The sequence below is a fragment of the Psychroflexus sp. MBR-150 genome (genome assembly GCF_053628795.1).
Genome location: NZ_JBRJHB010000003.1, coordinates 71121 through 89229 on the forward strand (window position 1 = coordinate 71121; position 18109 = coordinate 89229).

Consider the following 18109-nt stretch of genomic DNA (forward strand, 5'->3'; position numbering starts at 1 on the left):
AATTCTGTATCTTTAAGTTTTAAAAAAAAATCATTTAACAATCAAGTCAAAGATCCCGAGAAGCATAGCGATTCGGAAAAACCAGAAACTAAAAAACTAAACTAATGAACACCAAAACCTACGTCGAAAAACACCAAAATCGTTTTATCAACGAACTTATAGATTTATTAAAAATTCCGTCTATCAGTGCAGATTCATCTTATAAAGTATCTATGCAAGAGGCTGCTCAAATGCTAGCCAACCAATTGGAATCCGCTGGCTGTGATGAGGTGAGGATTTTTCCTACAAATGGTCACGCTGTAGTGTTCGGTCAAAAAATAATCGATGCTCAACTACCTACAGTGTTGGTCTATGGCCATTACGATGTGCAACCACCAGACCCTTTAGATTTATGGGATTCGCCACCCTTTGATCCCGTGATTAAAAAAACAGACATACAAAAGAAGTCTTATTAAAAGACAAAGGCAATAAGTTTTTCGGTTATGCTTTTCCCGTTCAAAACGAAACTGATATTGAACAGGCTTTAGAACGCCTCAAAGTTCAGCACCACAAAGCCCGCCATTTTTGCTATGCTTGGCAACTTGGCAAAACTTACGACACTTACAAAGCCAACGACGACGGCGAGCCCAATAATTCAGCAGGAATGCCCATTTACGGTCAGCTGCAATCTTTTGAAATCACCAACTGTCTCGTCGTCGTGGTGCGGTATTTTGGCGGCACCAAACTCGGCGCTGGCGGACTGATTTCTGCCTACAAAACCACGGCCAAAATGGCTTTAGAAAGCACTAAGATTCAAACCCATACCATAGATGATCAGTTGCAAGTGACCTGCGAATACGATATGATGAACGAAGTGATGCGTTTGGTCAAAGAATTAGACCTCAACATTATAGAACAAGACCTGAAAATCCGTTGTAAATTTATTATCAGTATTCGGCAACAGGATTTTGATAAAGTCAAATCCCGTTTTGAACAGGTTTACGGTTTAGAAATCAAGATTTTAGAATAATATAATTTGGGCGTGCCTCCCGCAAAAAGCGGGAGTCGGGCTATCCGCTACAAGTCCTCTACTGACGCTAAAGGTCAGTATGCGGGCTTTTCACTACTATCCCTCACGCGAGTAAAGAATACTCGTTTTAAAGTAAAATTTAACTTTAGACAAATTCTTAACTTACTAAAACAACTGCCGTTCAACTTTTGGAAGTTTGGCTTGAAATATAATTTTAGTGCCTTGACCTATTTTAGAAGAAATATCAATTGAGCCTTTAACACGTTTTGCACGTTCACGCATATTTTTAAACCCAATGCCTTTAGATTTAGCCGAAGTATTAAAACCAACACCATCATCTGTGATACACATTTCAAACTGATTATCTTCAATAGAAAATTTGATTATCACTGTATTAGCTTTGGCGTATTTTAAAATATTAGCTATGGCTTCTTGTAATATTTTAAATATTTCAAGTTTAATTTTCGTGGAGACCAAATGCCATTCAAAATCTATAGCATATTGAATTTCGGTTTTAATATTATCTTGCTTTAAAGGTTCAACTAAACCTTTTACCGCTAAACCAAAATCCATAGCTTCAAAATGTTTTTCTTGGCTCAGGTCGTGAGAAATTTCCCTAACGCGTTTTTGAAGTTTTTGCAGACCTGACATAAAACCGCCAAATTCTTGGTATTGTTCTTTTAAAGTTTTGCGGTTAAACACGTGCATTTGAAGATTTAAAGCTGACAGTTGACCGGAAACCTCGTCGTGCAAATCTCTTGAAATTCTGTTTTGCTCATCCACTTTAGCTTGGGCCAGACTTTGCTCTTGGTGCAACATCATATCCATAATTTCTTCTTGGATTTGTTTTTCGCTTTGCTGAGCAATCACTATTTTTTTCTGAGCTTTACGCCTGTAATTGATATAAAGTAAACTTAGCGTCAATAACAATATAGCCGAACTAGCATAAATGATGATGTTTTGTCTAAAAAGCCTTTCATTGTTAAGTTGAGCCAGTGCGTTTTGTTTTTCTAGCTCTTGAGTTTCGTATTCTATTCTGGCAAACTTGTTACGCTGAATACGCTCGGCATTGATAAGACTATCTTTCAGGTTGATATAATCTTGAAAATACTGGTCCTGCTTTTGAGGTGCAGTTTTGGCTAGCCATTGTAAAGCTTCTAACTGCTCTTCTACAATGCTATGAGTTTGAGCATCGTTAAAAGCCTCTTGTGCATATTGATAACTTTGAGCCAAGTCTTTTTTGGCATAAAGCACTTCTGCCAACCTTAAGCGGGTTTGTATAGCAATAGCCGATTTGCCTAAAGAATCTTTTAACCGCAACGCATATTCTAAATCCTCTTGTGCTGTAACTGTATTACTAGCTTTGTATTGGGCATAAGCCAAATTGTCGAGTAATGCGGCGTAAAGACTAGGAAAAACCTGCTGAATATCAGGGACAGCTAAGGCTTTTTGATAAAGCTCTTTCGCTTTTTCATAATCTTCTGTATTGATATATACCGACCCCATAAAATTATGGGTTTGGGCTAAAAAAGAAGTATAGTTGTGTTTAAACTCTGTTTTGTTTTGCTCTAATACGTTTAAAGCTTTTTTGTAGTATTCAAAGGCTTTATCTTGGTTTTGGAGTTTGCCTAAAGTTATAAATACACTTTGATAAGCAAAAAATAAGGTTCTTTTATTTAAAGTTGAATCTGATTGCCTTAAGGCTTTAAAGTTATATTCTAAAGCCTTATTGTAATCATTGATATGGGTATAAATATTGGCTTTTGAATTGTAACAATAACTTAAATAAACAGGATCATTAATTTTTAAAAATAATTTCTCAGATTTGTTGATATAAAATAATGCAGAATCTAAAGCAAAATGTTTTAAATGGTAATCACCTAAATAATTATAAGCTCTTGCAATATTATATACATTGTCAATATTTAAAGCTTCTGTCTTAATTTCATTAATAAACTTTTTCTCTAAACTATCTTCTTTAATAAAAATTAAACTGTTAACAATTTTAAATTTATTTCTTAATCGTGTTGAGTCATTTGAGATATTATTTAGTAGATCAAAATACTTTTTTAAAGAATCAACTTTAATTGTATTAAGTATTTTAACATCAAAAGATAATTCTATATTTTCATCTAGACGATCAAGAATTATATTCTCGCTATTGTTTTGGGAAAAACAAGACAAACCAAAAATTAAAATTATTGGCTGTATTCTAATTACCCTTACCAGTTTCTCTCGGATCCACACCAGGACTAGGGATACTATCCGCAGGGATGACTGGTTCATTTTCTCGAAGTTGGATGTCATTTATATTTTCTTCAAAATGAGATTCACTACAACTGATGTTGCTCAACAATATTACTAAAACTAGCCCGAATAGGAATTTAAAATTTTTCATTTTTCTGTTTTTTAATGATTAAACTTTTATAAATTCGGACGCCCTTATGTTGTTAACATTTTCAAAATTAAGAACTTACATCAGTTTAATTTTACACTAAAAATGTATTAAATGTTAAATATTTAAGGTTTTGAAGTAGATAGCCTAAATTGAATTTGTTATAAACAGAAAAATGTTTGAGTGGATTTCTACTACTAATGACATTTTGTTTAATATATTGAAATATAGATAATTACAACACGTAGAGCATTATTAAAAAAGCAAGTCAGTTCGAGTGATTCCGACATTTTCGTCGGAATTGTATCGAGAACTAGGTCATTTGATCCAAAATCTTATTCTCGATACACTTAGAATGCTCAGTGCAATGCAATTTTATCGCTTTCGCATCAAAAAATTACAACCATTGATGTTTTTTATAATACACACGTTTTTAGATAATTAAAATATACATTCTTTTCTTTTTTGCATTGCCCATCCCGAAGTGTCGGGAGAAACAAAAAAGTCTAGGCTTACAAATCTTTATCTAAACCTGCCCGGACTGGCAGGTTCTCTCTAAAGGAAGAAGCCTGTTACCGTATATAATAACGTCACAAACTCAATAAATAAAATTTGCAAATTTTTCGGTGGCTCGACCTGTCTGAAGCGTTATAAGGAAAAAGAGATTTGAGCTAACCTAAAAGTAATGAGCAAAATAAAAGAAGTTTATTCATATTCATTTAGGCCGTAGAGGAGTTGCTTCATTTTTGAACCATTGACTTGTATAGGTTTGTAGGCCACATTAAATTTTTGTACAGCAATGTCTATATCGCTTTTTAATTTTTTATACTCAATGGGCAATTTGCTCTGGCATTGATCTTCGTTCTCATAACTGTTGAGCATAATTTTAAATTTTTGATAGAAGTCTTCACCATCATTAATAAAATTATTGTATTGCGTAATAAATTGAATAAGCCGATCAATAGGAAATTCTAAATCAATACGCATTCTTAGGCCATCACTGTCGTTTGCCTTATTCATTTGCTCAACAAATGTGTTAAGTTTTTGTCTCACACTTGCCCAGTCGTCGTTGTTTCTACAGTCTTCTAGTTGGGCAGCATAACCAATAGGTTTTGTAAAATTCAAAAAAAGTTTTTCAATATCATCTTTTATCGTGGCGTTAGATTTTTGAAGAAAGGCGGTTTCAAAATATATGGTATTGAGATCGTTTTGCATTCTTAAAGTAAAGTCTAAAATACAATCTATGTTTTTAAGTTCGTTTTCTTTTTCTTCTTTAGACAAGTCTGAAACCATCATATTAGAAAATGTATTGATGACAGAGACCAGCGTATTTGTGCCGAGAACATTTGTTAAATCAAAACCTTCTTTCTTATGTCGTTTTGATTTTACAAGACTTTTTAGACGATCGTATTCTGGATATTGGTTAGGGTTGGCAATTTTATTGATTTCTGAAAACGTAGCCACTGATGCAAAATGATGATCTAAGCTAAGGACTTTTTCATACAGTAAACGAATAATTTCTAGGCCTTTGATATATCTTATTTTGGTGATGTCTTTAGCATTATCTATTTTAAGTTTTTGCAGTTTTGTTTTTAATACATCTTTTTGAATAAGCAACTCCACTTTTTGTTCTGTATCATCAGATATTTTGAGTTGGCTGTCAATTTGTTGAATATTTAAATGAATCTTATGTTTTTGAATGGAGTAAACTTTATGAATATCTTCGAGTTCTTGAAGCATTTCTTTAAATACAACATTTGGGTCTTTATTAAAACTCTTATGAGCAAGACTTGAATAAGTCCAAAATAGGCTTAATATGATAAATGCGAGTTTCACCATTATTTTTTTGATGTTTTCAGCGTTACTAATATGCTATATTTGTCGTTTATAAAGGTGACAGGATAAGGTCCTGATTTTACCGTGTTGTAATGTGTAGGAATATTATGTTGACGCAAAGTTTCATCAAGCATAGTTACATCTTCTTCAACAATAAAATCAAATTGTTTTGATTCGTCTTTAATGGCTTCAATATCTTCTTGATTAAAGTAATTTTGTGGTAGTATAAAATATAAAGTATAATCGGCTGATTTACTATTTTGATTATCTACACTCTCAATACTTTTAACACAAGCTCCAATAGATTTCCCACACATGCCTTCAGCAATATATCTACCTGTAATATTCATTGTTATAGATTTATTTTCTTCTTGTGCATACACAGAAAATAGACTTACAAAAATCATAACTAGAGTGTATTTTAAATTTTTCATAGTATTATAATTTAGTGGTTTAAGTAGATTGATTAATCTGTTTAGGTAAAAGTAGATAGAAATCCAAATTGAATTTTACACTAAAAGTGTAGTAAATGTTAAAGTTTTTTTAGATCTTCTAATATCCAATTTACCATTAAGTTTAATGCTTTTGGTGCTATAGTTTGCTCTATTGTGAAATATTCTTTGGTTAAGCCAGTTTTAGATGTTTGAAAAAGATGATTTAGTGAATCAAGTTCTACAGCTTTAACCATTTTATTTCCATTTTTTTCGATAATTTGTTTAATTTCATGTAAATTATCAGGAGTTACTTGTAAATCATGACTACCGTTAAGAGCCAAAACGGGTATATTTAGCTTCTTCAAGTATTTTGAAGGTGATGTTTTAATTAAGCTGATATATTCTTTACCTGTAATTTGATTTAACAAAGCATCAATTTGAGCATCATTAATTATCCCTTTGTATTTAGTTTGCAAATATCCACCTATGCTATCTCGAAGTCTTTTTTGATTTAAATCAGTATTTCTAATAATTTGATAAGCGTTATTTATGATATTTTTACCAAAAATAATTTGCATTTCGCTAATACCTAGAGCTTTTTCAAAAGCTACTTTTTGTTTTACCATTAACTTATCACCGTCTAAACCTGGAGCTGCTAAGAGAATCAAAAAATCTATATTAGGATTATGAATAGCTACTTTTGGGGCTATAATACCACCAATACTATGACCAGCTAAGCCAATTTTATTTTTTTTGAAGCTCTTTTTAATTCTTAAAAATCTAATGGCTGCTTCAAGATCAGAAGCAAATTCTTCAATGCCAGCCGAGTAAAAGTCTCCTTCAGATTCGCCAATGCCTCTTTCGTCGTAACGTAAAACACCAATTCCTTTTTTAGTTAGGTGGTTAGCAATAACATGATAAGGCTCATGCCCAAACATAGTTCCATTTCTATTTTGTGGTCCGCTTCCACTTACAATTATAACAATAGGGAATTTTTTTTTGTGCTTAGGGTATGTGAATGTACCTTTTAATTTAATTTCATCATCGGAGTTTATAAAAGACACATCTTCAATATTATAGTTAAAAGGAGGATAAGGTTGTTGTGGCCTTTTAACCTGAAGACCGCTCTTTTTAAGGATGAGTTCTTTTTTAAAATTGTTTTGATATAAGTATCCGATAATTTCATCTTTTTTAAGCTCACCTTTGTAAAAGAGGTTGTTGATTGAGAATTTAATTAATAATTCATTATTCTCAAACTCAGTTGAATTTGCTTCTAAATTATCTAAACCTTGTTGTGGTATACTTAATGATGACTTATAACTGATTCCTGATTTTTTTATATCAAAAATTATATTAAGTTGGTTACTTTTTGTATTAATCTTGCCAGTCCATTTCCCTTCTATGTTTTGAGAAAATAAATTTGAAGAAAATACTATAAATACAAATAAAAATAAAAAATTTTTCATAATTTTTTGTTTCTTTTATAAGACTTTGAATTAACTTTTACTAATATGTAAGGTATCCCAAATAAAAAGGACAAATACACACTTATCTTTCCTACATAAGGGATATTAAAATATTTAGATGCAACAAAACCAATAATAATTAATAAGCTCATAATAATAAATACACTATATATTAGTGAAGCTATCTTGGTAATATTAAATTTCTTTTTTTTTGCTTTTGACATAGTATTATAACCAGCAATTAAAAAATAGAACTTACAATATTTTATTAAAATAGCCAATATCAATAAAATTAAACTTGTTATAATCATTTTGTTTGTTTTTACTTTTTATTTTTATTTTTATTATTATTTAGTTTTGATTAAGACTTTAGTAACATTTTTTTACTTTTTTTCTAAAAAAATTTGAGAAATTACAATTTTTGGGCACTAAATATAAAAACAATGCACCACTCATAGCAAAGAAAAAACTTGGAAGTCCATGAAATATAATAATTAGAAAATGAAAAATTATTGCAAAAGGTAAGAACATAACTCTACGTTTCCTTATCATAAAAAAAGCTCCAAATAGTGATAATTCAAATATTATTGGTCCCCAATTAAAAATAGTTATAAATAATGGAATGTCTAAAAGTGGATTTAGCCACTTTAAAAGTATACCATAAGTTCCAAAAACGTTATGATTTAACCAATAATAAATTGCTGTTCCATCAGCCCATTCTTGAACTTTGTAGGGCTTTTCAATTGAAGCTTGAAGGTATAGAATTGCCACTTGCAATTCAATTATAAGAAAAACTATGTATGCTAAAAAATTTTTATACTTATTGCTATTATATTTCATAACCCAATGATTCTTTCTACTATCAAGCAATGTTATAGGTATAAGAAATAAAGTTAAAACAGTAGTTATTTGATCACCTCCATCAAGAATTACTCCAGATGAAAAAAAACTAAAACTAATCCACCAATGAAAAAAGCCAGTTATTCTTGGGTAGAAACCACTGATAACTAAAACTAATATTAAAATAGAAATTACTTTTCCAATCCAAATATACTCATACCCTAAAACAAAAAATAAATTTATACTTTCTAAAAAATTATTATATTTAATTTTATGAAAAAGGTGTTCTGGAAATAAAATATGAGTATCATTTAATAGTAATGTAAGTAATGTTCCTACTGCTAAAAGTGACCTCGCAATACCATAAACATTTGTGAAATAATTTCTTGAGGCTATTTTATCGCATTTCTTATAGAATACTTTTAAAAAATATGCATTAAAAGTTTTTGATTTTAATATGAGCAACTTCATAGGGTATGTGTTTACGGTTAATATTCTTTCTCCAAGCCCAAGGGACAGTTTTCCTTTTAACTAGCAAATATTCTCCTGTATCTAAAAAATATAGAAATTCATTATCAACTTCTTTTTTGAAAATAGGAATTTCAAGCATTCCAGGATTTGTTTTTTTTACCCAAATTGAATCTTCAATTTGATTAGCTATTATGGAAACCTCCATTGCTATCTTTCTACTTTTTCTGGAAAAACCGAAGTAGTTACTGTAATGTCCATTTTTATACATTGATTTTACTAATTTATTATCATCATTTATTCGATAAATGTCTATCATATCTTCTCTAGGATTTCTTGTAAAAAAACCCCAGCCTTCTGGAATAGATAAATTTAAACCAAACTTAGTGTTATAGCTAGGTGTATTGACATTAAAATTTAGCGATGAAAAAAATATTAAAAAGACAATATAAACACTCAAGCAAATAATTAAAATATAGAGTACAAATCTTTCTTTCATAGTTTAAATCAATAATTTGAAACAATTAAATCAACATAATAGTCTAGGGTAAAACCTTCATTTAGGTATGGCGATGGAAAGGGTAAAATAAAACAAATAAATATTACTGGATCAGTTACAATACCAGCAAAATTTATAACTAGACCATTTTCATTGGTCAATGATTCTCTACCTAAACTTTGTATATAATTTTCATAAAGAGTCCCACCCTCAATTAATACTTTCTTTATTTTAAAATGATCTCCACTTTCTATCGTATTCTTAAAATTGCCAAAGTAATCAGGTGATCTTGTTTTTATAAAATTTATAAGCTCAAATTCATATTGATTTACACTTTCCTCATTTTTCGTTTTTATACTATTATATGTTTCAATGTCTTTTAAAACAATTCTTGGCATTTTTGAATGCAAAGATTTATTTTTTAAAAAAAGTATGTCTAAAAATAACTTTTCTCCATTCATTTCACTAGTCTGTGAATAAGAATGAGATGTTAGTGTAATGCAAAATAAGATTAGTATTTTTTTGAATAAATTTTCCATAATAAAGATATTTAATGGAGTCATCTCAAAACTATTAAGAATAATTATTCTGACTCTATGTTTAAGTTTTAAAACAACTCCATGATATTAAATTTAGTAATTAGCTATTATAGCGTTAATATATTTTTCTGCTTTTAGAGTGCTACTTTGTGGTTTTGAGTCAATACCATAATTTATTACTTCCACAAAAACTGTCGCTATTACAGCAACTCCTGCAACTGCAATAGCAAGCACTCCTACTGTGGCAACTGCAATACAAATTTCTTTATCTGATAAGGCAGCTTTTGATGTTTGTAATCTTAGTTCTTCTGCTAATTTCTCAACTTGGTTACTGTCACTTAAATCTAATTCTCTATTTTCTAAGTAATTTACCAAACTTTGATAATCATCATTAAGTTTAAGAGCATTTATTACTAGCTCTCCTCCTCTTTTAATCTTATCCTTAATTTCATAAGGATTATCTGAAACTACAGCTTCTTTCAAGTTGTGAAAATATTCAGAATTATGTTTTTTAATTAACGATATCACTTGATTTATCATTTTTTTTCTTTCCTCTAATTGAATACTATTTAAATTTTTAATCTGTTCATACTCTTTTTGTATTACAACTGGTAAAGCCTCAACAAATTTACCATCTTGTAAAAAAAATATTTCTCTAAACATCTGCTCTCCAGATGTATTTGATTCTAAGAAATTTAATTTTAAGTTAGAGTTATTGATGCTTTCTGTTATTATATTATTTGACCTCACACCATCTACTGTCAAAAAAATAAGCAAACAAGACATAATTGATGCAAAATACTTACTCCTTGCGATACTTCTAATTAACTTCATAATATTAAAATTTATTGCCACATTCCCTAAATGTGCGTTTTGCACTTGGGGCAGTTTAGGGTTTGGGCGGTTAGATAAAATTCTACCCTTTTAAAACCTATAATCTTCAAATTGACTAAAACATAATTTTTTAAGGCCTTTTTTGCTAGCAAAGCATTTTGCATTAGAAAATCTAAAACCAATAGGTTGATATGAGTTTAAAATGTGATGTTTTGTTTTTTATGTTTTTATCACCTTTAAACCACACTCCAAAAGTAAAGGGAAGATTTGGTTTAATTTTACACTAAAAGTGTAGTAAATGTTAAAGTTTTAAATTTTACCATCCTTAAGCTAATTAATTCCTTAGGGCTTTAAGTAATTTCTTAAAACCTTAAGGAATATTAAACAGTTTTAAATTAGAGAGGTCTAAAACTATATTTCGCTCTCATATCAATTTGATACTAGATAAACTATTAGAAATATAATAGGAATTGCTAATAAGCCTATTACTAAGTATTTGATAATTGTTTTTGTTTTCATTATGACTAGTATTTAATAATTTTAACGTAAAATGATCACATATTTCAATTTGCTCTTATATTATAGTCCATTACAATCAATTAAACAATAGCCTATACATAAAATTACACCAAGTTCGGTTGGTTTATCATTACAACCTCTTGCGCAAGATCTGTAACCATTAGGACATCCTCCTCCACCTCCTGCTGGTTGTAAACTTTGTGCATTAGATATTCTTTCATTAGTCGATTTTACTAACGAAACAGATATAATCTTAAATTCTAATCCATCACGATAACCTGTAACTATCATAGTTCCACCTAAATTCTCTGAATATTCGGAAGCCGTAACAATTTCCGAATTTGTTTCTGTTGTTCCTTTCTGCTCTTTTGAAATTCTTGAAGAATAATCAATCACATTTAATGATTGTCCAAAAGAAAATAATCCAATTAGCATAAATGATAGTGTTAAAAATAAATTTCTCATAATATTAAAATTTAATGCCACATTCCCTAAATGTGCGTTTTGCACTTCTGGGCAGCTTAGGGTTGGGGCGGTTAGATAAAATTCTACCCTTCTAAAACCTCTGGACTTTAATTTACTAATGCAAAGTTTTAAGACCTTTATGCTAGCAAAGCATTTTGCTTTAGAAAATCTAAAACCAATTGGTTTATATGAGTTTAAAAAGTGATGTTTTATAATTTTATTAAACCACTATTTAACTACACTCCAAAAATAAAGGGAAGATTTGGTTTAGAATTACACTTAAAGTGTAGTAAATGTTAAAGTTTTAAAGTAAACCCAACTCGCGGGCTTTTAAAATCAAATAATTATCTTGTAGATTATCTAATCCAAAATAAGTTTTTATTTTAGCTTTACGTTTATTAATAGCAGACAACGACATGCCCAAGATATCCGGCAAATCCTTACTGGGGTGGCCTTCAGCAAGTTTGGTTAGAATCTGGCGATTATATGATTCCATAAATACTTCAGAACTTATAATCTTTTGATGTGCTTTTTTAAAGGTAGAAGTGTAAAAGGTTTTATCTTGGAGTATGGCTTTAAAGAAATACTCTAAATCTTGACCATTAAAATCACTTTTAACCAAAATGCCTTGAGGTTGATAACTGCTATAAATATCATATAAAATAAAAGCTTCGTGATGAGAAGTTAAAAAACACAGTTTAGCTTGTGGTAGGTCTTGCCTTATTATTTCAGCCAAATCAGCTCCGTTTGACAGGTTGCGTTTTGGGCAAGGTGGCAAGTTTAAATCTAACAACACCAAATCTATGCGTTGTGCAGTATCATTGTGTTTTACAAACTGATAAGCGTCTTCAAGATTATAAAACGCATCAAATTTTAGCGTTAAATTATCTTCTACAAGATTAAAAATATCTTTATAAGTTTTAACCTGCGTCGGATGATCATCTATGATTAGGGTATGGTATTGCATAAGTCAAGACTTATTTCAAATATAAATATTTTTTAGATTTATATTCAAGACAATCCAAGTATAGCATTAGAAATCAAAATCTCCTAAGTTAAAAGACTAAAAATATGTATTTTTAAGTTTTTGAAAAATTGTTTAACCATCAATTCAAAAAACCCGAAGATTTAGTGATACAAGAAAACCAGAAACCAGTCGAAGATCCCGAGAGCTTTTGCGATTCGGGAAAACCAGAAACTTTTTAACCCGAAACTTGAAACTTGAAACTAAAAAACTAAACTAATGAACACCAAAACCTACGTCAATCAACATCAACAACGCTTTATCAACGAACTTATAGATTTATTAAAAATTCCGTCTATCAGTGCAGATTCATCTTATAAAGTATCTATGCAAGAGGCGGCTCAAATGGTAGCTAACCAATTGGAATCCGCTGGCTGTGATGAGGTGAAGATTTTTCCTACAAATGGTCACGCCGTGGTGTTTGGTCAAAAAATAATCGATGCTCAATTGCCTACGGTTTTGGTTTATGGCCATTACGATGTGCAACCGCCTGACCCCATAGATTTATGGGATTCGCCACCCTTTGATCCCGTGATTAAAAAAACAGACATTCATCCCGATGGTGCTATTTTTGCCCGCGGTGCTTGCGATGACAAGGGTCAAATGTATATGCACGTCAAAGCTTTTGAACTGATGATGGCAGAAAATGCTTTGCCTTGCAACGTCAAATTTATGATAGAAGGCGAAGAAGAAGTCGGTAGCGAACATCTCGAAGATTTTATCAATAAGCACAACGAGATGTTGGCCAACGATGTGATTTTGATTTCTGATACGGGAATGATTAGTAAAAATCACCCTTCAATTACTACAGGCTTAAGAGGTTTGAGCTATGTAGAAGTGGAAGTTACAGGACCAAATCGCGATTTACATTCTGGGTTATACGGCGGTGCTGTTGCCAACTCCATTAATATTTTAACCCAAATGATTGCGTCTCTTCAAGATGAAAACAACCGCATCACGGTTCCTGGATTTTATGACAAAGTTGAAGAATTGAGTCAAGAAGAACGCGAAAAAATGGCTGAAGCACCATTTGATTTAGAACGCTATAAAACATCAATTGGTATTGGCGATGTTCACGGCGAAAAAGGCTATGTTACCAACGAGCGTAATTCCATCAGACCGACTTTAGATGTTAATGGCATTTGGGGTGGTTATATTGGTGAAGGCGCTAAAACGGTTATTCCAAGTAAAGCCTTTGCAAAAATCTCAATGCGACTTGTCCCCAATCAGGATTGGAGAGAAATCACCGAATTATTTCAAGCTCATTTTGAATCAATTGCCCCAAAAAGTGTTAAAGTAAAAGTGAAACCACACCACGGTGGTCAAGGTTATGTTACGCCAATAGATAGCATTGAATATCAAGCCGCTGATAAGGCGTTTCAAGATACGTTTGGTAAATCAGCTATTCCGTTGAGAAGTGGTGGTAGCATCCCAATTGTATCTTTGTTTGAAAATGCGTTTAATTCTAAAACTATTCTAATGGGTTTTGGTTTAGACAGTGATGCTATTCATTCTCCTAACGAGCATTTTGGCATTTGGAATTTTTTAAAAGGTATTGAAACAATTCCACATTTTTACAAGCATTTTACGGCGTTGAAAGCTTAAAAGTTATCGCCTATTTTAGACCTCACAGGTGTTACCTGTCCGCCTTTGGCGGAAAACCTGTGAGGTCTAAGTTTAGCTTAGGGATAGGAACGGCATCTTTTTTTGGTCTTGCCTTAGCGAAGTTGCTTTTTTAGAGTGTCACCAAAAAGCGGTAATCTCAAAAAGCTTACGGAGACTTGGTAAGCCCCAAAAAAATATAGTGGATAGCCCGACCGTGCTACAGGCGTGGTAAGCCTAATTCAATTTGTTATTTTAAAAGTAAGTTTTAACTGCAAATTCAAATTGTTCAATAAAAATATTTTTGAAATTAGAAATATTATTTTGTTCATAAAATAATAACATTGCTTTTTTATAAGCTATTGATTCTACCGTTCTAAATGATATAGGGCAGTGGTTGTAGTTTAATAAAATGGCATTGCTTACAATTCTTGAGGTTCGTTTGTTACCGTCCATAAACGGCTGAATATAAGAAATGAGAACAAGAGCAAGTAAAGCTTTTTCAAAAACACAATCTTTGTTGTTAATTATTTTACAAGCAGCTTTAAGGGCTTCAAGAATCTGAAATTCGTTGTCAAGTGGTCTATAATTAGTTCCTGAAATACCAACACGTCTCTTTCTCAAATTCTTTTCAACTCCAAGATCTTTAGTTAGCACTCTATGTATGTCTTCTATTTTTGATACCGTTATTGGAGTTAAATAGTCCTTGTTTTCGATAATGAAATCGAGTGCTTCTTTATGGTTGAGAAGCATTATAGCTTCTTCTTTTGTTTTTCCTGATGCCGTATGTTTTTCCTTTAAAAGTCGTTCAGTTTCTAATAACGAGTAAGTGTTTCCCTCAATTTGAGAAGATTTCCAACTCAAATCAATGGCAAGTCTTTCTAATTCTTTTTGGTAAGTGGCTGGGTTGAGGTCTTTGATGTTATTTTCGTATTCTTTTTGCAATATTTTGAGCTTGTTTAATTCATTTTCAGTGAATACACTGTTTTTAATCAAAGTTTGATTAACTAACTCAAAGTTAAAGGTTGATTTGATTTGTCTTTCATCAATTTCGTTTTCGTAATATTTATCAATATCAATAGGTTGAATAAGTTCAAATGATGGTGAAAGAAAATATTTTGTTCCTTTACCTTGTCCTTTTGAAACTATATATTCTTTAGAAATTAATTTTTTCAAAGTTCGCTTTAATGTAGCGTAACTCACTGAAATAGCTGAGTTCTCAAAAATATCCTTAGAAGAACTTCCTGCATTATTTCTAATGTAATCAATAACTTGTTGATATCTTTGATTTAACATATTGATACTTTAAGCTCACAAATATACTATATTAAGCTCATATTGAGCAGATTTTGATTTGTATTTTTGTTTAAAATGAGCTATAATAAAGTTCTTTTTTTAAAAAACGTCATAGTCAAAATGTGATATAACACCAAAAACTCATAGGAGATTTGAAGTTTTTTATATATAACTAAACTTTCCCTGCATATTCATAGCCGATATCTTCAACAATGGCTTTGACTTGATCATCAGAAATGTTGCCTTGAATTTTCACGCGGCCAGAAGACAAATCCACATCGACATCTTCAACTTGATCGGCTTCTGAAAGGTGCTTGTTGACATTGGCAACGCAGTGATTACAGGTCATTCCTTTGATATTGTAGGTGTTTTGAGGTGAGTTGGTATTTTTCATGGGTTTTGATTTTTTGGGAATTAATTTTCTGATTTCGGCGTTTAAAATAAGCAAGGTCAAAATCACAGCTGAGCCAAAACTTAACCAATGTGGTAGCAAATGATGGTTTTGACTCACAACTTCTGTGACACTAAAATATTGTAACCAAGAGGTTGGTATAACGTAATCGATAATGATGCCAAAAAACATTGCTCCGCCTATGATACTGGCCAAATAAATCAGTGTCATACGCTTGCCAATGGCGTTCCAAATGACCGTAAATGTGGCGATGTTGGTTGCTGGACCAGCCATTAAAAACACAATAGCTGCACCTGGCGAAATGCCTTTCATCAACAAAACGGCGGCAATTGGCACGCTGGCTGTTGCACAGACATAAAGTGGAACGCTAGCTACCAAAACAATAAGCATTGCTATGATGGGTTCTGATAAAATGCCTTGTTCAAAAAATTGTTCTGGCACCAACATACTAATGATGCTGGCTAAAACCAAACCGATAATCAGCCAACGTGAAATGTCTTGCAAAAAGGTTCCAAATGCATATTTGAAAATGCGGTCAAACCAATGTTGCTTTGAGGGTTTTGTAACATTTTCTATACTTGATGTTGTTTCTTTAGTATTGACTGTAACTTTATCAAAATTATCGACAAAATATCCGCCAAAAATCCCAGTAATAAAGGCGATTATGGGTCTTACAATAGCGTAAGCCCAACCCATTAAGGCATAGGTTACGAGGATGCTATCTATTCCTGTTTGTGGTGTGGAAATCAAAAATGAAGTTGTTGCACCTTTTGAGGCTCCTTTTTTATACAGCGAAACGCCTGTTGGAATTACGCCACATGAGCATAAAGGCAAAGGCACACCAAACAAAGCCGCTTTTATGGAAGACGTCCAACCACGCTGACCCAATTGACGTTCAAGCCAAGCTTTTGAAAATAAACCATTGAGCAAACCTGCAATTAGAAAGCCTAAAAGCAAATAGGGCGACATTTCTAAGGTTAACTCCCATAAGGTTTGAAAGAAAATTTCTATATATTGCATAAGCACAAAAATACGAAATATGTATTCGATAGTTTACTAATATAATTTTAAAAAATCCTGAGTAAGTCAGATCACCTGAGTTCGATTGACTTAAAATGATTTGGTTTGAATGAAATCTTGATAGTAATTTTGTATTAAAAACTAGCTTTTTGGTTGAGAAAAGCACTCTAATTGACCTTTTCTTTTAATAACGAATGTTATTTTAAATCTCGTATAAATGCTCCTTAACATACCATTCTGCCGTAGGTTGGTATGTCGGTATCGTATTTTTTTTATATTGACGATATTATTCATTCAAATTGGTTTAAAATACTTTTTTGATAATGCTTAATCTATATCGATTAACTTTAGTTTGTTTGAGTTATGGGTTTTTGGCTATAAAAAGTTGGGAATTTTATACCTATCTTTTGAGTTTAGTGCTCAGCTTTGTTGTATTCATCTCCTTTTACTTTAAGTATCTAAAAAAAGTGATTTATATTTGATATTATGGAACGTTTTTAAATTGGTTAAGGTAATATTTTCATACCGATTGTGTTTATCCATAATATATAACCTGTTATTCCGCCGAGCAGTCCACTTAAAATAAAAGTCAGTCTTAATTTTTTAGGAACAATTATAAATACGATGTAAACGGATACTATCAGTCCGAGCAAACCTAAAATTATTGGTATTGTTCCTGACCAAAGATGTAATTCTTTTGAGATATAGTATTCATCTCCACCAAACCAATTTCCATTAGGAGAGATTATTTCTTCGCCAATTGAAGTAACAAGGTTAAATATTTCTCTTAACCAAAAAAGTCCAAGAAAAACAGCAATCCAATCAAGAATTTTAAAACCGTTAAGAAGAATAGATTTTCTACGAAGGATTAAAACGATTAACCCAATAATTCCCGTAAAGATTGTCTGCATAGGACCATCGATGCTTATATAGAGACTACTATTTGATATCTCATTCACATAACGCTTCTGTAATCTCTGACTGTATTTTTTTACTTTTTCTTTAACCTCTTTAGGCAAATCCTCATATTCAGTATTGATATAATTTTCTTTAATGGATTTTAGAGCTTTAAAATCTGGATCATCTAAGTAACCTTTAGGATAATAGTTCATACTCGCATGATGAAGTTTTGTTTCATATCCAAGTATTTTAGCCACAGCAATATGACCATATTCGTGACTTATAGTTCCAATTACTGTAAACAGAATAAATACAGTTGTCAGTATTAAGAGATATTTAATATCTATTTTGATTTTCATTTTAAATCAGACTAAATTCAAAATATATTTCTGATATTCAGTTTATTAAAAAATTATCAATAATTTTCCGTAATATCATTTTTCACTTATTTCTCCTTGGTATTAACTTAATCAATTAATGTGAGTTCTAACAATAAAATTTAATTTAGTCAAAATGATTTTTATCTAAAAACTAATGGATAAGGCTTATAT

The 18109-nt window shown here is 31.3% G+C and carries 17 protein-coding genes and 1 pseudogene; 3 read left to right on the forward strand and 15 right to left on the reverse strand.

The genetic code is table 11. The features are described 5' to 3' along the window. Positions 1-104 precede the first annotated feature (104 nt). Together ACSSV5_RS02515 and ACSSV5_RS02520 are read left to right on the forward strand one after the other, a co-directional pair. The gene (locus tag ACSSV5_RS02515) at positions 105-455 is read left to right on the forward strand and encodes a hypothetical protein (RefSeq protein WP_454244633.1); all 351 of its coding nucleotides are present in this window, start codon (positions 105-107) and stop codon (positions 453-455) included. Positions 456-475: 20 nt separating this feature from the next. Then, positions 476-1009, forward strand: a pseudogene (locus ACSSV5_RS02520) (IMPACT family protein); the annotation flags it as partial. Between the two features lie 165 nt (positions 1010-1174). On the opposite strand, the gene ACSSV5_RS02525 reads toward ACSSV5_RS02520, so the two are convergent. The 12 genes from ACSSV5_RS02525 to ACSSV5_RS02580 all read right to left on the reverse strand — a co-directional run bounded on the left by ACSSV5_RS02525 (position 1175) and on the right by ACSSV5_RS02580 (position 12271). Further along, positions 1175-3193 (reverse strand): tetratricopeptide repeat-containing sensor histidine kinase, encoded by a 2019-nt coding sequence (locus ACSSV5_RS02525; protein WP_454244634.1) that lies wholly within the window; start codon positions 3191-3193, stop codon positions 1175-1177. Between the two features lie 28 nt (positions 3194-3221). Then, positions 3222-3362: a hypothetical protein gene (locus tag ACSSV5_RS02530; RefSeq protein ID WP_454244635.1), complete on the reverse strand. Its 141-nt coding sequence runs from the start codon at positions 3360-3362 to the stop codon at positions 3222-3224. A gap of 747 nt (positions 3363-4109) precedes the next feature. Next, positions 4110-5243: a hypothetical protein gene (locus ACSSV5_RS02535; RefSeq protein ID WP_454244636.1), complete on the reverse strand. Its 1134-nt coding sequence runs from the start codon at positions 5241-5243 to the stop codon at positions 4110-4112. Continuing rightward, complete coding sequence (locus ACSSV5_RS02540) at positions 5243-5647, reverse strand: hypothetical protein (protein ID WP_454244637.1); 405 nt, start codon at positions 5645-5647, stop codon at positions 5243-5245. The genes ACSSV5_RS02535 and ACSSV5_RS02540 overlap by 1 nt, the downstream gene beginning before the upstream one ends. 125 nt (positions 5648-5772) lie before the next feature. After that, a complete protein-coding gene (locus ACSSV5_RS02545) occupies positions 5773-7140 on the reverse strand; it encodes an alpha/beta hydrolase family protein (RefSeq protein ID WP_454244638.1) in 1368 nt (455 codons plus the stop codon). Then, positions 7137-7451: a DUF3784 domain-containing protein gene (locus ACSSV5_RS02550; protein ID WP_454244639.1), complete on the reverse strand. Its 315-nt coding sequence runs from the start codon at positions 7449-7451 to the stop codon at positions 7137-7139. Before ACSSV5_RS02550 ends, ACSSV5_RS02545 begins: the two co-directional genes overlap by 4 nt. Before the next feature lie 58 nt (positions 7452-7509). Further along, complete coding sequence (locus ACSSV5_RS02555; protein ID WP_454244640.1) at positions 7510-8451, reverse strand: sporulation-delaying protein SdpB family protein; 942 nt, start codon at positions 8449-8451, stop codon at positions 7510-7512. Further along, complete coding sequence (locus ACSSV5_RS02560) at positions 8417-8947, reverse strand: SdpA family antimicrobial peptide system protein (RefSeq protein ID WP_454244641.1); 531 nt, start codon at positions 8945-8947, stop codon at positions 8417-8419. The genes ACSSV5_RS02555 and ACSSV5_RS02560 overlap by 35 nt, the downstream gene beginning before the upstream one ends. A gap of 8 nt (positions 8948-8955) precedes the next feature. Further along, entirely contained in the window at positions 8956-9486 is a 531-nt protein-coding gene (locus tag ACSSV5_RS02565; RefSeq protein WP_454244642.1) for a hypothetical protein, read from the reverse strand. 93 nt (positions 9487-9579) lie between these two features. Further along, complete coding sequence (locus tag ACSSV5_RS02570; protein WP_454244643.1) at positions 9580-10320, reverse strand: hypothetical protein; 741 nt, start codon at positions 10318-10320, stop codon at positions 9580-9582. Positions 10321-10899: 579 nt separating this feature from the next. Then, entirely contained in the window at positions 10900-11304 is a 405-nt protein-coding gene (locus ACSSV5_RS02575) for a hypothetical protein (RefSeq protein ID WP_454244644.1), read from the reverse strand. 304 nt (positions 11305-11608) lie between these two features. Continuing rightward, the gene (locus ACSSV5_RS02580) at positions 11609-12271 is read right to left on the reverse strand and encodes a DNA-binding response regulator (RefSeq protein ID WP_454244645.1); all 663 of its coding nucleotides are present in this window, start codon (positions 12269-12271) and stop codon (positions 11609-11611) included. A gap of 276 nt (positions 12272-12547) precedes the next feature. Between ACSSV5_RS02580 and ACSSV5_RS02585 the strand changes: the two genes are divergently transcribed. After that, positions 12548-13933 carry a dipeptidase gene (locus ACSSV5_RS02585; RefSeq protein ID WP_454244646.1) on the forward strand — a complete coding sequence of 462 codons (1386 nt, stop codon included), beginning with the start codon at positions 12548-12550 and terminating at the stop codon, positions 13931-13933. Between the two features lie 252 nt (positions 13934-14185). On the opposite strand, the gene ACSSV5_RS02590 is transcribed toward ACSSV5_RS02585, so the two are convergent. From ACSSV5_RS02590 to ACSSV5_RS02600, 3 genes are all read right to left on the reverse strand, one after another. After that, positions 14186-15226 (reverse strand): Fic family protein, encoded by a 1041-nt coding sequence (locus tag ACSSV5_RS02590; RefSeq protein WP_454244647.1) that lies wholly within the window; start codon positions 15224-15226, stop codon positions 14186-14188. A gap of 172 nt (positions 15227-15398) precedes the next feature. Then, positions 15399-16658, reverse strand: coding sequence for a permease (locus ACSSV5_RS02595; RefSeq protein WP_454244648.1), 1260 nt, complete (start codon positions 16656-16658; stop codon positions 15399-15401). Between the two features lie 506 nt (positions 16659-17164). Next, positions 17165-17917 (reverse strand): hypothetical protein, encoded by a 753-nt coding sequence (locus ACSSV5_RS02600; RefSeq protein ID WP_454244649.1) that lies wholly within the window; start codon positions 17915-17917, stop codon positions 17165-17167. Positions 17918-18109 lie beyond the last annotated feature (192 nt).

Coding starts and splice junctions, on each gene's coding strand:
- ACSSV5_RS02515 (WP_454244633.1), top strand. CDS start 105: ATGAACACCAAAACCTACGTCGAAAAACACCAAAATCGTTTTATCAAC.
- ACSSV5_RS02535 (WP_454244636.1), bottom strand. CDS start 5,243: ATGGTGAAACTCGCATTTATCATATTAAGCCTATTTTGGACTTATTCA.
- ACSSV5_RS02540 (WP_454244637.1), bottom strand. CDS start 5,647: ATGATTTTTGTAAGTCTATTTTCTGTGTATGCACAAGAAGAAAATAAA.
- ACSSV5_RS02545 (WP_454244638.1), bottom strand. CDS start 7,140: ATGAAAAATTTTTTATTTTTATTTGTATTTATAGTATTTTCTTCAAAT.
- ACSSV5_RS02550 (WP_454244639.1), bottom strand. CDS start 7,451: ATGATTATAACAAGTTTAATTTTATTGATATTGGCTATTTTAATAAAA.
- ACSSV5_RS02555 (WP_454244640.1), bottom strand. CDS start 8,451: ATGAAGTTGCTCATATTAAAATCAAAAACTTTTAATGCATATTTTTTA.
- ACSSV5_RS02560 (WP_454244641.1), bottom strand. CDS start 8,947: ATGAAAGAAAGATTTGTACTCTATATTTTAATTATTTGCTTGAGTGTT.
- ACSSV5_RS02565 (WP_454244642.1), bottom strand. CDS start 9,486: ATGGAAAATTTATTCAAAAAAATACTAATCTTATTTTGCATTACACTA.
- ACSSV5_RS02570 (WP_454244643.1), bottom strand. CDS start 10,320: ATGAAGTTAATTAGAAGTATCGCAAGGAGTAAGTATTTTGCATCAATT.
- ACSSV5_RS02575 (WP_454244644.1), bottom strand. CDS start 11,304: ATGAGAAATTTATTTTTAACACTATCATTTATGCTAATTGGATTATTT.
- ACSSV5_RS02580 (WP_454244645.1), bottom strand. CDS start 12,271: ATGCAATACCATACCCTAATCATAGATGATCATCCGACGCAGGTTAAA.
- ACSSV5_RS02585 (WP_454244646.1), top strand. CDS start 12,548: ATGAACACCAAAACCTACGTCAATCAACATCAACAACGCTTTATCAAC.
- ACSSV5_RS02590 (WP_454244647.1), bottom strand. CDS start 15,226: ATGTTAAATCAAAGATATCAACAAGTTATTGATTACATTAGAAATAAT.
- ACSSV5_RS02595 (WP_454244648.1), bottom strand. CDS start 16,658: ATGCAATATATAGAAATTTTCTTTCAAACCTTATGGGAGTTAACCTTA.
- ACSSV5_RS02600 (WP_454244649.1), bottom strand. CDS start 17,917: ATGAAAATCAAAATAGATATTAAATATCTCTTAATACTGACAACTGTA.